This is a genomic window from Acinetobacter sp. 10FS3-1 (assembly GCF_013343215.1).
GTDB lineage: Bacteria > Pseudomonadota > Gammaproteobacteria > Pseudomonadales > Moraxellaceae > Acinetobacter > Acinetobacter lwoffii_C.
In genome coordinates this window covers 2526012-2540534 of sequence record NZ_CP039143.1, presented here as the reverse complement: position 1 = coordinate 2540534, position 14523 = coordinate 2526012, and the positions used below count along the sequence as shown (strand labels likewise).

Genomic DNA, 14523 nt, shown 5'->3' with positions numbered 1-14523 from the left:
TATCATTGTGTATGCGCGTGCGGTCCAAAGAGAGGACGATATCTCGCGCCCCAATCGCTAAAGCGATTCCTTCAGGTTATGCTTAATCATGCGTGCGTTATATCACATCGTCGTTACTCGGATCGCCGCTGAATCATCTCTTTTTCAGTGTTTATTGCTGTGCCGCTTTTTGTCGATGTCCATTTGACTTTATTTTTAATGGAGCACCCTATTTTCGGGTGAAATACTCTATGAGCAAAACTTTTGCTGAATTTTCTTTACACGAATCGTTACAACAAGCTCTACAAGGTTTAGGCTTTACTGCTCCGACTTCTGTACAAGAACAATCTATTCCCGCTGCACTTGAAGGCAAAGATCTTTTGGTATCTAGCCAGACAGGTTCGGGTAAGACAGCAGCGTTCCTTCTTCCAACGTTGAACGCACTTGCAAACGAAGATACCTTTGTACCATTCAAAGAACGTATGAAAGCGATCACTCAGCCTTCAATTCTGGTTCTTTGTCCTACACGTGAATTGGCTCAACAGGTGAGTCAGGATGCCATTGCACTTGTACGTCACATGAAAGGTGTGCGTATTGCTGCAATCATGGGTGGCATGCCATTTGGTAAACAAATCCAGCAGTTAAAAGGCGCACAAGTGGTTGTTGCAACCCCAGGTCGTTTACTGGATCTTGTTAACCGTCGTCAGCTCAAACTCGATAAAGTAAATGCTTTGATTGTAGACGAAGCAGACCGTATGCTGGATCTAGGCTTCTCTGAAGATCTGGAAGCAATTGGTGATTTGGCTGGAAATCGTGAGCAGACCTTAATGTTCTCTGCAACATTTGCTCCACGTATTATCACGCTTGCTGAACGTATGATGAATGATCCAGAGCGTATTGCGATTGAAACTGGTCACTCAACAAATACAGATATCACCCAGACTTTACACTGGACTGATGGTTTCGAGCATAAGAAAAAACTGTTAACGCATTGGTTAAGCGAAGAAGATGTAGACCAGGCTGTGGTATTTGCATCAACTCAAGAAGACACCGACATGCTGGCTGAAGAGCTTTCTGAAGCAGGTCTGTCAGTTGTTGCACTACACGGTGCCATGCCGCAAACCGTTCGTAACCGTCGTTTACGCAGCATCCGTGAAGGTCGTGCCAAGATTTTAGTAGCGACTGATGTTGCTGCTCGTGGTCTAGACGTACCAACAATTTCTCACGTGATCAACTTTGGTCTTCCAATGAAGAACGAAGATTATGTACACCGTATTGGTCGTACAGGCCGTGCGGGCCGTACCGGTAAGGCCATTACTTTGGCAACTTACCGTGAGCGTGGCAAGATCCGTGCTCTAGAAGACTTCCTTGATGCACGTTTAAATGTATCTGAAATTGAAGGTCTGGAGCCATCTCCACCTCCTGCACGCGGTAGCCGTGACGGTGGTCGTGGTCGTCGTGATGGCGGCGGTCGTGGTCGCGGTGGTTTCGGTGGCGGTCGTCGTTTTGAAGGCGAAAGCAATTTCAAGCGTCGTGAAGGTGGTGATGACCGTCCACGTCGCAGCTTTGATGATAAACCTCGTGGCGAACGTCCAGCATTTGGCGAAGATCGTCCACGTCGTGACTTCAACAGTGATCGTCCGCGTCGTGAAGGTGGCTTTGCTGACCGTCCACGTCGTGACTTCAATGAAGATCGTCCACGCCGCGAATTTAATAATGACCGTCCACGTCGTGAATTCAATGGCGAAGACCGTCCACGCCGCGAGTTCAACAATGACCGTCCACGTCGTGAATTTGGTGACCGTCCTCGTACTGATAATAACGATGATAACCGCGGTAACCGTGTAGATTACAAGCCACGTCGTGAAGGTGCTTTCAATGACCGTCCAAAACGTGAATTTGGTGACCGTCCAGCACGTTCATTTGGCGATGATCGTCCAAAGCGTAATTTTGGTGACCGTCCAGCGCGTTCATTCGCTGATGATCGTCCAAAGCGTGATGCAGGTGATCGTCCAGTACGTCGCAACTTTGATGACAAGCCACGTGGTGAACGTTCATTTGGTGGCGAGAGCCAACCACGTCGTAAATTCAATGACTAATTGAATCTGACCTAAAAAAACCAGCGTTTACGCTGGTTTTTTTATGCCTATCTTTTTACTTATTTCAATTAAAATGTATACTGAGTCAAATTTATTATAACTTGTGATAATTGAAGAATAGGAAGATTCGGATGTTACGTTTTACTGTGCTTGAGCTACTAATGCCTTATCTCGCATTGGCTTTGGGTTTGTGTAATATTATTTTTTATCTCTATTATTTTTTTAATTGACGAGACTCTGTTAGAATCCAGCCTGATAAAATTTTTCATTCTAAGAAATAGACCCGACAGTAGACCGTATTGCTTTTCATAACCTTGACCCTTCTTTTGCAAATGCTAATATTTTGAACTTTGTTTCTTTATCGTACGCATGATGAAAAAATGCAGGAATCCACTCAACTATGGGAAATCAAACAGCGCAAACTATGCCTTCTCTGATTGAAGTAAAGAATTTAAGCTTCAAGCGCGGGGAACGTGTGATTTATGAAGATGTGAGCCTCAGCATTCGTCGCGGACAGATTACCGCTATTATGGGTCCATCCGGGACCGGTAAAACAACATTATTGCGCTTGATTGGTGGCCAGTTGACGCCAGATCAGGGGCAAGTCCTGCTCGATGGGCGGGATATTGCTCAGATGTCGCGATCCGAGCTTTTTTCGGCGCGTGCGCGTATGGGGATGCTCTTCCAGAGTGGAGCCTTGTTTACCGACATGAGTGTCTATGAAAACGTAGCCTTTCCAATCCGTGCTCATACTAAATTACCTGAACATCTGATTGCTGAAATTGTAGCGCTGAAACTGGAGTCTGTGGGTTTACGTGGCGCTGAGCAGATGATGCCTTCAGAGCTGTCGGGTGGGATGAATCGTCGGGTGGCACTGGCAAGAGCCATTGCGCTGGATCCGGAGCTGATCATGTATGACGAGCCATTTGCTGGCCAAGATCCGATTGTGATGGGGGTTCTGACCCGTTTGATCCGCTCATTACGTGAAGCACTGGATTTAACGACCATTATTGTTTCGCATGATGTGGCAGAAACCTTATCGATTGCCGATTATATCTATGTAGTGGCAGAAGGAAAAATCCAGGGGGAGGGCACACCGGCAGAGCTGAAAGCCCATTCTTCTGCTTTTGTTCAGCAGTTCCTGACCGGAGCCGTCGCAGGGCCTGTGGATTATCAGTTCAGCCATAAACCCTATTTAAATGATGAGGTGCGTTCATGAATGCTATCGCCCAGCTGGGGAGACGTGTGATTGAGCGTGTCCGCGGTATAGGGGTTGCGGCCCTGATGCTGTTGCAGATTCTGTTTTCCATGCCCACCTGGATCGGTGTCAAACTGTTTATATACCAGATGTATCGGGTAGGCGTACTATCGCTGCTGATTATTGTGGTGTCCGGTCTGTTTATTGGGGCGGTACTGGGCTTGCAGATGTATACCATTCTGGCGACTTTTGGCAGTGAGGCCATGCTGGGTACCGCAGTTGCTTTGACTTTGTTGCGTGAATTGGCACCTGTGGTTGCAGCCTTGCTGTTTGCCGGACGAGCGGGTTCTGCCCTGACTGCAGAAATTGGCCTGATGAAAGCCACTGAACAGTTATCCAGTATGGAAATGATTGGTGTTGATCCACTCAAAAGAGTGATTTCACCGCGTTTATGGGCGGGGATTTTTAGCCTGCCAATGCTGGCCGTGATTTTTGCTGCTGTCGGAATTATGGGTGGCAAAATGGTCGGAGTGGACTTTCTGGGGGCAGATGAAGGCGCCTACTGGAGTGGGATGGAAAATACGGTGCAATTCTATAAAGATATTTTGAATGGCACTATTATTAAAAGTTTTGTATTCGCATTAATCTGTACCTGGATTGCGGTATATCAGGGCTATGCCTGTGAGCCAACTTCGGAAGGTATTGCAACTTCTACAACGCGTACAGTGGTGTATTCTTCATTGTGCGTTTTAGGCTTTGATTTCGTGTTGACTGCGGTCATGTTCGGAGGTATTTAATGAAATCACGTATAAGTGAGCTGGCCGTTGGTGTTTTTGTCATTCTGTTTGGTATTGCACTGTTTTTCCTGGCCATGCGTGTCAGTGGCCTGGTAGGAACCAATATCGCGGACAGCTATAAAATGACGGCGACCTTTGAAAATGTCAATGGAATTAAGCCGCGTGCCAAAGTGGCGTTAAGTGGCGTCAAAGTCGGCCAGGTCGATGAGATTACGCTTGATCCGGTAACCCGTTTAGCCACTGTACATATGACACTGGATGGCTCCCTGACAACCTTTAATGCCGAACAGCTGAAACAGGTCCAGCAAGAAGCATTAGAAGAGTTACGTTATAGTTCCGATTATACAGCGGCAGATCCTGCTCAACAAAAAGCAATGGAAAAGCAACTGTTAGATAACATGAAATCCATCACTAATATTGATGAAGATGCTTATATTATGGTAGCAACCAATGGTTTATTGGGTGAAAAATATTTGAAAATCATCCCAGGTGGCGGTCTGAATTATCTTAAACGTGGTGATCAGATTGCCAATACCCAAGGCACCATGGAAATTGAAGACCTAGTGACGAAATTTATTACCGGTGGTACCGACAAATCGTCAGATAACCCGGAAGATGCCTCGGAAGACGCTGCATTTTCAGGAACAACCGATGCAGAACCTGCATTTGTTGAATAGTAAATTGAGGAGATTCGAGTGAAGACTCTAGTAAAACAAACGCTTGCCGTGAGCATTCTTTCCACCATGATGACCGGTACTGTGTTTGCTGCACCGTCTGAAACGCCGCCTGCATTTATCAAAAAAGTGGCAGATGGCTTGATTGAACGCCTCAAAGCTGATCATGCCAAATTGCAGAATAATCCTGCGTTGGTAAAAACGATTATCCGTCAAAATCTTGATCCGTATATTGATTCACAGTCTTTCACCCGTATTGTGATGGGAACTTATGCAACCAACCAGTACAGTACTGCGGCGCAGCGTGCGCAGTTTGAGAAGAATTTCCGTGAAACTTTAATCGTGAATTATGGTACGGCGTTCTCGAAGTTCAGTAATCAGACCTATAACATCCGTCCATACAAAGCCAGCAATAGCAAAAACCCGGTGGTGACGATTGATTTTAATAACAATGGCGAGAAAATTCCGGTGGCTTTCCAGCTGGTGGATAAAGGTTCGCAATGGAAAATCCGTAACATCAACGTTTCTGGTATTGATCTGGGTCTTCAGTTCCGTAACCAGTTTGCGGCCACTGTAAAACGTAATGGCGGTAATCTGGATAAGGCCATTGCCAACTTCAAGCCGGATGCAGAAGCGGCAATTGACAAGAAATAACAAGATAGGTGAGCTGTGATCCAATTCAATGATCAGGAATTGCAGGTGTCAGGTCAAATTAATTATGAAAATGCGCAGGACTATTATCAAAAAGGTCTGCGCGTGATTCAGGCACAAAGCCAGTTTCCGCTGGTGGTGAATCTGGCCGCACTGGAACATGGCAGTACCTTGGCCCTGGCGGTTCTAGTGCGTTGGTTACGTCAGACCCCACAGGCGCAGGGACTTCAGTTTAAGGCAGTGCCTGTAAAAATGATGAAGATCATTCAAGCCTGTCATTTGCAGGATGATTTGCAGATCATCAATTAAAAAAAGCACCGATGGGTGCTTTTTTATTTTTATAGAATTGAATGTATGAGGTTCCCTCTCCTGATAGGAGAGGGCTAGGGAGAGGTAAATTATTCATAACCTTCTCTCTAATTCTCTCCCATAGGGAGAGAGGATTGCAACGTCCTTTAAATCCACTTCTTCCATCTAAAGTAAATTAATGGGCCAATCAGAAAACCAATCAGAATGATGCTGACCATCACAAAGCTCATCGTTCCTTGAGCGAAAGGCAGTACATCGGTGTTCATGCCGTAGATACTGGCAATCAGCATCGGAGGTGCCAGCATACTCGGTAAAATCGAGAAGCGACGAATGGTGTCATTCTGTTCAGTATTAATAAATCCGGAGGTGGTGTCCAGCAGGAAGCGGACTTTCTGGAACAGGAACGCATCATGTTCGACCAGCGAGCGCACATCTTCACTCAACTCGCGAATATCTGCATCATAAATATGACTGCCCAATGCCCGGGGACGGGACAGAAAGGTCAGCACCCGCCGCAAATCAATTAAACAGAGCTGCGCTTTTCCAAGCATATCTTCCAGCTGGGCCAGACGGGTAATCATGTCATCCAGATCCAGAATCTGTTCACGATGCCGGTTATTCAGGACTTCGGTGGAGTATTTTTCCAGGTCTTTATGTACATCTTCCAGAATATCGGCCAGCTCATCCAGCTTGGCTTCCAGCAGGCCAAGCAGAATCCAGGTCGGATCGTTGTAGTCGATTTCATAATCATTACGGCGTGCACGCGCCCGGAAGGCCCGGAAAGCAACCAGTTTTTCACCCCGTAAGGTGAACAGCCGCTCCTTGTGCAGGATGAAAGCCACAGTCTGAACTGTTGCCAGAATGCTGGCTTCATCTTCATGTTCACTTTCGAGCTGATAATTTTTATTTTTCGTTAAAAAATAGGTACTGACATGCAAAATACCGTCATCATCACGGTAGAATCGGGCACTTGAAGAAATATCTTCCAGCGATTTTAAAGTCGGCAGGTTTTGCCCATAGGCGTCCAGGATCCATTGTTGCTCTTCCTGTGAAGGTGCAATTAAATCGACCCAGACTAATTCCGGATGCAGGTCGAAATCACCATTGATGGTGGCATCTTCTAAGCTACCGCGCCCTGTGGCATAAAAAGCTTCAAGCATGCTCTCTTTTCTCCCCTGCGCAGTATGTAAATCTGAATGGAGGTATTTTAGACAAGGAATTAAATAAAAACACTGATTGTAGGGTTATTTTTGAAAAAAAACTGTCAGAGCACACTCTGGTACACTATTCGCTTAATGGAATGATGAAAATGATGAATTCTATCGCAATTTTTTGTGGTTCAGCCTTAGGCTCAGAACCGCGTTATGCACAAATTGCTAAACAGGTCGGACAGACATTGGCCATACGACAACAAATGCTCGTCTATGGCGGTGGCCGGTCGGGCTTGATGGGTGTGGTTGCAGACAGTGCCTTGGCTGCTGGCGGTAAAGTTACAGGTGTCATTCCACGCGCACTGGTCAACCGTGAGCTGGCGCATCCGGATATTACCCAGCTGTTTGTGGTAGACAACATGCATGAGCGTAAAACCAAAATGTCAGAGCTGGCCCAGGGGTTTATTGCCATTCCGGGCGGTGCGGGCACACTGGAAGAAATCTTCGAGCAGTGGACCTGGGCACAGCTGGGTATTCATCAGAAACCCTGTGCATTTTTAAATGTAGATGGTTTTTATGACGACCTGCTCAAGTTTATTCGAATGACCACAGAGCAAGGATTTACCAAGGCACGTTTTACCGATGCGTTAATTGTCAGTGATCATCTTGAGGATATTTTAGAGCAGTTTGAAAGCTATCGGCCGCCTGAAGCAAAATGGGGTATGGTCGATCAAACCGATCTTGTAAAATAGCGCTCTTTCTTTGATTCGCACCAGATCCATGAACACAATTACAGTGGCAGCAGCTATCATTTTAAATTCAAGCCAGCAGTTGCTGGTGGTTCGCAAGCAGGGAACAGACTGTTTTATGCAGGTGGGCGGAAAGCTGGAGCCGGATGAAGCGCCTGAACAAACCCTGTTACGGGAAATTCAGGAAGAAATTGGCTGTCAGGCGCAAATACAGCAATGTATAGGACGCTTTGAAACACTGGCCGCCAATGAGCCTGATCATCAGCTCATCAGTTATGTCTATCTGGTTGAGCTGGCTACTGAGCCGCATATTAAGGCTGAAATTGCTGAGATGAAATGGGTAGACGTAGGGCAGAAGGATGTCCAGTTGGCTCCGTTGACGACAGAAATTGTCATACCTTGGGTAAAAGAATATCTGTTGGTATCCGTGTGATTGAGATTACATTCTGGCGCCAGCCAGACAAGCTGCATAAATATGCTGGCAACCCAGCTCTTTGAGTTTGTGGCTCAAAGCACGCATCGAGCTGCCTGTTGTAACGACATCATCAATGATCAGGACTTTCCGGTAGCGTATTGTTGAAGAAGTCGCGATTTGGAACTGCGCTTCAATATCTTCCATGCGTTCCAGACGGCTTAAGCCTTTTTGTGAATGCTGTTTCATACGCTGAACAGGCTGCCAGAGCGGCACATTGAGTTGTCGGGCCACCTGCTTGGCCAGTAATAAAGACTGGTTATAGCCGCGTTCGACCAGGCGTTCTGTGGAGATCGGCATCGGCACCACAGCACTGACTTTAGGAAAATTCAAACTCAGCAGGGCACCGGCCAAAAGTGGCTCCAGATGCAGCTTTTGCTCATATTTAAATAACTGGATTAAGCGATCCATCGGATAGGCATACTCACAGGCCACCTGAAACTGGATGTCCTGACGTTGAATGGTCTGATGAGCCCACGGCAACTGCTGCCAGCAATCTTGGCAGACAGAATGCAGGGCCTGATAGTCCGTGTGGCATAACTGGCAGGGCTGTAAACGGTTCAGCCAGTGCTTGCCTTGTTGCAGTATATTAAACATAAGCATAGCGCGGTGCCTCGGGAAGCCAGCGTTTGAGCAAGGCTGCTGCCTGTTTTGGATAATCTTTCAGCATTTGCTGGGCCACATAGTGTGCTTGACCCAGCAGATGATCATCACGCTCCAGTTTAGCCACCCGAAAGCCCATATCACCTGTCTGCTTGGTTCCCAGTAATTCTCCCGGACCGCGTAATTCCAGATCTTTTTCAGCAATCATAAAGCCGTCATTGGTTTCTCGCATGATGCGTAGGCGTTCCTGACCATTTTGTGACAGAGGATGCTTATAGAGCAGGGCACAGAAGCTGGCTTTGGCACCGCGGCCAACGCGGCCACGCAGCTGATGCAGTTGTGACAGACCCAGGCGTTCAGCATTTTCAATGACCATAATTGACGCATTCGGAACATCCACGCCGACTTCGATCACGGTGGTGGCAATTAACAGTTGCAGTTCATTCTGTTTAAACTGCTGCATCACGGCCTGTTTTTCATCGGCTTTCATTTTGCCATGCACCAGGCCGATATTCAGCTCCGGAAAACGCTCCTTAATTTCGGCAAAAGTTGCTTCGGCGGCTTGGGCATCGAGCGTTTCCGACTGTTCCACCAGGGTGCAGACCCAATAGGCTTGTTTGTCTTCGGCGCAGTTACTTACAATGCGCTGTAAAACCTCCTCACGCCGGTCAAGTGGAATGGTCACGGTCTGAACCGGAGTACGGCCCGGTGGCAGTTCATCAATGACTGAAGTATCCAGATCACCATAGGCCGACATGGCGAGGGTACGTGGAATCGGGGTGGCAGTCATGACCAGCTGATGCGGAGACATGCCATCCAGTCCTTTGTTTCTTAACGCCAGACGTTGATCCACTCCAAAACGGTGCTGCTCGTCAATAATCACCAGGCCGAGTTTGGCAAACTCGACATTTTCCTGAAACAGCGCATGAGTCCCGACCACGAGATGCGTGCTACCCTCCCGGATCAGCTGTTCGGAGGCTGCGCGGGCTTTGCCTTTTTGCTTGCCAGAGAGCCAGGAGACAGTCAGCCCCAGTGGCTCAAACCAGCGCTTAAAATTCAGATAATGCTGCTCAGCCAGAATTTCAGTCGGTGCCATCAAGGCCACCTGCCAGCCTTCTTCCAGGGCATGACAGGCCGCCACTCCAGCAACCAGGGTTTTTCCGGCGCCAACATCGCCCTGAACCAGACGCAACATCGGTTTGTTTTGTTTCAGGTCGTGGGCAATCTCTTTCGATACCCGCTTTTGTGCGCCGGTCATTGCAAAGGGCAGACTGGCCAAAAGCTGCTTGGCATAAGTTTTACTGGGTGCAAATGAAGGGGCTTCAATCTGCTGGAGAAAAGAACGTCGGGTCAGCAAACTAATTTGGTGTGCGACCAGTTCTTCAAAAATCAGCCGCTGCTGTGCCGGATGTGAACCTTGGCTGAGCTGCACCATATTGGCATTCAGCGGTGGATGATGAATATATTCCAGCGCCTGCTTGAGATCATAGCCATTGCTAAATTTCTGCGGTAACAGCTCGGGCAAATCATCACTGTGCAGTTCCAGTGCCTGCTTGATGTATTCACGCAGTTTGGGTTGGGTCAGTCCTTCAGTCGATGGATAGATGGCGGTGAGCTGGGTGTGGGGCAGAGGGGTGTGTTCAGTAATGACCTGCAATTCCGGATGATACATTTCCAGACCGCGCGCACCGACCCGAACCTCGCCAAATACTCTTAAGCGATTACCCAGCTTGCAGCGGTCGGTAATTCCCTTATAGATATGATAAAAACGCAAGGTCACTTTACCAGAATCGTCGTCCAGTAGAATCGCCATCGACTTGCGTTTGCCCGGTGGAAAATCCACTCCTTTGACTGTGCCTTCCAGCAAATAGCTGCGTCCCACGTTTAATTGATTCATGGGAATGATCGTGCTACGGTCTTCATAATCGCGTGGCAGATGAAAAAGCAAATCATCAGTATTCAAGATATTCAGTTTTTCGAGTAAAGCAGCGGCGGCATTGCCAACGCCTTGTAACTGATGGACTGCGGCCATGTCTCCTCAACCTGGTCTGTGATTCGGTGTTTAATGCATATTTTATTTATTGGTTATGGTAAAACATCCGAGCGGGTAGCTAAACAATTATTTGAACACGGTCATCAAATTAGCACAGTTAGCCAAAGTCCCAAAACAGATTCATTTGCAACTCATCTGATGCAGGATGTACATACACTGGATTTAACAGCAGTTGCACCAATTGACTGGGTCTATGTATTACTGAGTCCAAAACAAAGGGCGGTTGAAGGTTATCAGCAGACCTATCTGGATTCGGTTCAGCCCATTGTGGCAGCCTTGAACATGCATCCAGTCAAACGCATGGTGGTGGTTTCATCGACTCGGGTGTATGGACAAAATGCCGGCGAAAGCGTGGATGATGACACTGCAATCCATCCTCAGGATGCTCAGGGCAAAATTTTGCAGCAGATGGAGCAGGCTTATCTTGCCGCCTATCCTGAGCAATGTACGATTATCCGTCCCAGTGGGATTTATGGCACTTCGGTCAAGCGGATGCAACACATGGCTGCATCCATGCCCCATTATCCGAATCTGCACTGGTCGAACCGGATTCATATTGAAGATCTGGCCCGGTTCCTTGCTCACTTGATTCACGTGGAACATCCTGATTCTTCTTATATTGTGACCAATAACCAGCCTCAGCTTTTAGCTGAAGTATTGCAATGGTTCCAGCAGCAGATGCGAATTCCTTTGCTTCAGGTGGAAAGTCAAAAGGTGACAGGCAAAAAGCTGTATGCAACCCGAATGCAGAAAACTGGATTTAGATTCAACCATCCAGACTGTTTTCAGGATTATCTGGAGTTGATGAAGTAAGCTTTCCCTCTTTCTGTTAAGAAAGGAATTAAACACTTCCTCTTGTTGGAGAGGGTTCAGGGAGCTAGGATTTGACCCTAATGAACATCTGGCAGCGAACTGCATCCTTCCTAAAATAAAAAAGAGAGGCAAATGGCCTCTCTTTTATTTAAAACTTACTTTTTCTTCTTGCGTCTGGCACGTTTTTTGGCCTGTTCAGCCGCAACCGCATCCAGTGCTTCTTTCAGCTCTTCATCGGTAAAGGCGGTGATGTGATGCAGCATCTGGAGCTTCACGTCATCCAGCACCAGATTGGCATATTGCGCCACATTGGTCAGCTGTTCATCATAAACAATGGCATTGTCGGCATTGGTACTGAGATAGCCTTTCTGGGTCAGCACTTTAATAAAGCTTTGGAACAAGGCCTTATCAAAGAATTCTGGCGAATTGAATTCATACAGCACGGACAGACGCTGACCGACCAAATGACTCAGCTCTTCTACCTGACGGGTCGAGATATTGCCTGAACCACGCTGGGTGATTAGCGCTAGCGTCATATAATAGCGTTCCAGACTTTGTGTCACCGGTGCCGTCAAGACTTCCAGTTGGTGATAGGCTTCAGTATTTGGTGCAGGGGCCACCAGATTTTCGCCTTCTTCAGCAATCAGTTTGCTGGCAATTAAAGCGTCAATATAGGCATTGACCTGTTCCTGAATTTTATCTTCCGCCCATTTCAGGAACAGCTCGGCTTTCAGGAATGGATAAAGCGTACTGCTGACATTGATTACGTCTTTACGGCGAATCGTACCGTTATGTTCAACCAGCGCTGCAATCAAGGATGGCAATACAAAGGCATGTACGATGTTGTTACGGAAATAGGTTAACAATACAGCCTGATTATCTTCAATTGCAATAATATCGCCAAGCACATGTTTCACGCGTTTGACCAGTTTCAGTTTCATGGCATAAGCCACGATTTCTTTACCTGAAAGTGGTGTGACCTGCATGCGCTCATCATATGGCAAGGCAATCAGCAGATTACGGTAGGTATCCAGCTGCTTGATACAGACTTCTTCATCCAGCGTGTGTTTTGGCGTCGCCAGCAAGATCAACGACAGCAATGAAACCGGGTTAATGACCACAGCACTGTTGATATTTTCCAGAATTGCCTGAGCAGAACTGTTGACGGCTTCAGATACAGCAGTTGGAATTGGATCATCATTCTTGGCAATCTGAATATTTTCTGCACCATGCTGTTTCAGCATGTCATCCAGAAACACCGGTTCACCAAAGTTTAGATGCACCTTGCCAAAAATACGTTCAATTTTGCGTAAAGTTTTTAGAATACCAAAAATAGATTCAGCTTCTTTTTCTTTCCCGTTCATTTCACCGACATAGGTGCCGCCTTCCATGAGACGTTCATAGCCAATATAGGTCGGCAGGAAAACAATCGGTTTGGCCTTGCCACGTAAATGACCGTGTACCGTCATGGCCAGCATACCGGTTTTTGGCGGAAGCAGACGGCCTGTGCGTGAACGGCCACCTTCAATAAAATATTCCAGTGGGGTGTTACGTGACAGGATGCTGTACAAATACTCCTTAAACACAGTGGTATACAGGGCATTACCACGGAAAGTCCGGCGGATGAAGAATGCACCGCCACCACGTAGAATCTGACCCACAAATGGCATATTCAGGTTGTCGCCCGCAGCAATATAAGGCACCATCAGGCCACGTTTATAAATGACATAAGACAGAAGCAGATAGTCGATATGGCTGCGGTGACATGGCGTATAGACAATTTCATAGTCCTTGGCCAGTTCACGCACGGTGCTGAAGTTATGCACTTCGACGCCGTCATAAAGCTGGGTCCATAAACGGGTCAGAGCCTTGTCTGCAAAACGCACGGTTGAGTGCGAATAATCCGATACAATTTCATTTAAGTAGCCAATTGCACGGCGCTCCGCTTCAAGCATTGAAATCTTGCTGCGGATACTTTCGTTCAGGATCGCTGCCTGTACATCGGTCGATTTAATCAGGCCATGCATGACATTACGTCGATCTGACAGATCTGGCCCGAGTACCACTTCACGCTGCGCGTCCAGATAATCGTTCAGGTTGCAGACAATATACGTGGCCGGCGATAAATTCGGATGGGTTTCTTTGGCAAAGTCAATCATGGCACGCAAGGACTTCGGCTCATGAAACTCTAAATAAGACTGACGACCGTGCAGGCCGATATTGACCAGCTGTTTTACCCGGCTTGGAGTCGACCAGGTATCGGTAAATAACAGTTTAAACCAAGAATCTTCTTTTTCAGGCTCACGTCCCCACAGCACCGTGACTGGAATTAGTTCGACATCCAGTTCCGGATGTTTTTCCAGTGCCTCAATCAGACGTAGCAGACGTGGCGGAAAAGCATGCGCTGGGGCGCTGAGTAAATTATTATCATCATGATACTGCAGGAACAGCAGCGAGGTTTTTTCTTTGAGTTCACCGAGCTCGAGTGAATCCAGAGCCGGCGGTATTTTCAGACGGCGGGTCTCAGCATCCACGACCAGCGCATTACTGCGAGAGTGATTCTGTAAAACGTAGCAGATAATTTTCTGTGATGCCGGGGCGGTCTGGTCAGTGGCTGGAGCAGTCACTTCACTTGGTACTTCCCCGAGAACCTGAGGGGTTACCACCAGATCAAGCAGCTTGCTTGAAAGCTTGCGGTAGATTTGACCAAAGCCATTCTTGGACATAGTTACTCCTAATTTACTGACCAAAACTACTAGACTTCTGAAGAGGAATGATTGTGTATGATTCTTTATAGAAACGATATGTCATTTTGAACACATTCAGCAGAAGCCGTGCAATTTTAGCGCGAAATTCAGGGTATTTCCTAGTAGCTTGTGCAATTGATATGACAGAACAGTCAAGCAATCTTTAGGGTTTTGGTCTGAATTTATGGCAGAATATTCCAGTTTATTTGTATACATGTGTATTTTTAC

Annotated in this window: 13 protein-coding genes; 9 read left to right on the top strand and 4 right to left on the bottom strand. The window is 47.1% G+C overall.

What is annotated here, in order from left to right:
- The first annotated feature begins 230 nt into the window (after nt 1-230).
- The 6 genes from E5Y90_RS12025 (at nt 231) to E5Y90_RS12000 (ending at nt 5707) form a co-directional block, all read left to right on the top strand.
- Entirely contained in the window at nt 231-2078 is a 1848-nt protein-coding gene (locus E5Y90_RS12025; protein ID WP_151206719.1) for a DEAD/DEAH box helicase, read from the top strand.
- A gap of 400 nt (nt 2079-2478) precedes the next feature.
- A complete protein-coding gene (locus E5Y90_RS12020; RefSeq protein WP_174660292.1) occupies nt 2479-3297 on the top strand; it encodes an ABC transporter ATP-binding protein in 819 nt (272 codons plus the stop codon).
- Nucleotides 3294-4073: a lipid asymmetry maintenance ABC transporter permease subunit MlaE gene (gene mlaE / locus E5Y90_RS12015; protein ID WP_174660291.1), complete on the top strand. Its 780-nt coding sequence runs from the start codon at nt 3294-3296 to the stop codon at nt 4071-4073. Before E5Y90_RS12020 ends, mlaE begins: the two co-directional genes overlap by 4 nt.
- Nucleotides 4073-4750 (top strand): outer membrane lipid asymmetry maintenance protein MlaD, encoded by a 678-nt coding sequence (locus E5Y90_RS12010; protein ID WP_174660290.1) that lies wholly within the window; start codon nt 4073-4075, stop codon nt 4748-4750. The genes mlaE and E5Y90_RS12010 overlap by 1 nt, the downstream gene beginning before the upstream one ends.
- A gap of 18 nt (nt 4751-4768) precedes the next feature.
- The gene (locus tag E5Y90_RS12005; RefSeq protein WP_151205493.1) at nt 4769-5401 is read left to right on the top strand and encodes an MlaC/ttg2D family ABC transporter substrate-binding protein; all 633 of its coding nucleotides are present in this window, start codon (nt 4769-4771) and stop codon (nt 5399-5401) included.
- A 15-nt stretch (nt 5402-5416) separates the two neighbouring features.
- On the top strand, nt 5417-5707 hold the full coding sequence (locus tag E5Y90_RS12000; RefSeq protein ID WP_174660289.1) for an STAS domain-containing protein: 291 nt from the start codon (nt 5417-5419) through the stop codon (nt 5705-5707).
- A 146-nt stretch (nt 5708-5853) separates the two neighbouring features.
- Here E5Y90_RS12000 and E5Y90_RS11995 read toward each other — a convergent pair whose 3' ends face one another.
- The gene (locus E5Y90_RS11995; RefSeq protein WP_151205491.1) at nt 5854-6867 is read right to left on the bottom strand and encodes a CorA family divalent cation transporter; all 1014 of its coding nucleotides are present in this window, start codon (nt 6865-6867) and stop codon (nt 5854-5856) included.
- 152 nt (nt 6868-7019) lie between these two features.
- Between E5Y90_RS11995 and E5Y90_RS11990 the strand changes: the two genes are divergently transcribed.
- Nucleotides 7020-7610, top strand: a complete 591-nt coding sequence (locus tag E5Y90_RS11990) for a TIGR00730 family Rossman fold protein (protein WP_174660600.1) — start codon at nt 7020-7022, stop codon at nt 7608-7610.
- A 28-nt stretch (nt 7611-7638) separates the two neighbouring features.
- The gene (locus E5Y90_RS11985) at nt 7639-8040 is read left to right on the top strand and encodes an NUDIX hydrolase (RefSeq protein WP_174660288.1); all 402 of its coding nucleotides are present in this window, start codon (nt 7639-7641) and stop codon (nt 8038-8040) included.
- A 6-nt stretch (nt 8041-8046) separates the two neighbouring features.
- On the opposite strand, the gene E5Y90_RS11980 is transcribed toward E5Y90_RS11985, so the two are convergent.
- Nucleotides 8047-8682, bottom strand: a complete 636-nt coding sequence (locus E5Y90_RS11980) for a ComF family protein (RefSeq protein ID WP_174660287.1) — start codon at nt 8680-8682, stop codon at nt 8047-8049.
- Nucleotides 8669-10714: an ATP-dependent DNA helicase RecG gene (recG, locus tag E5Y90_RS11975; RefSeq protein WP_174660286.1), complete on the bottom strand. Its 2046-nt coding sequence runs from the start codon at nt 10712-10714 to the stop codon at nt 8669-8671. Before recG ends, E5Y90_RS11980 begins: the two co-directional genes overlap by 14 nt.
- A gap of 33 nt (nt 10715-10747) precedes the next feature.
- Between recG and E5Y90_RS11970 the strand changes: the two genes are divergently transcribed.
- Complete coding sequence (locus E5Y90_RS11970; RefSeq protein WP_174660285.1) at nt 10748-11548, top strand: NAD(P)H-binding protein; 801 nt, start codon at nt 10748-10750, stop codon at nt 11546-11548.
- A gap of 155 nt (nt 11549-11703) precedes the next feature.
- On the opposite strand, the gene plsB is transcribed toward E5Y90_RS11970, so the two are convergent.
- On the bottom strand, nt 11704-14274 hold the full coding sequence (plsB, locus tag E5Y90_RS11965) for a glycerol-3-phosphate 1-O-acyltransferase PlsB (RefSeq protein WP_174660284.1): 2571 nt from the start codon (nt 14272-14274) through the stop codon (nt 11704-11706).
- Nucleotides 14275-14523: the final 249 nt, after the last annotated feature.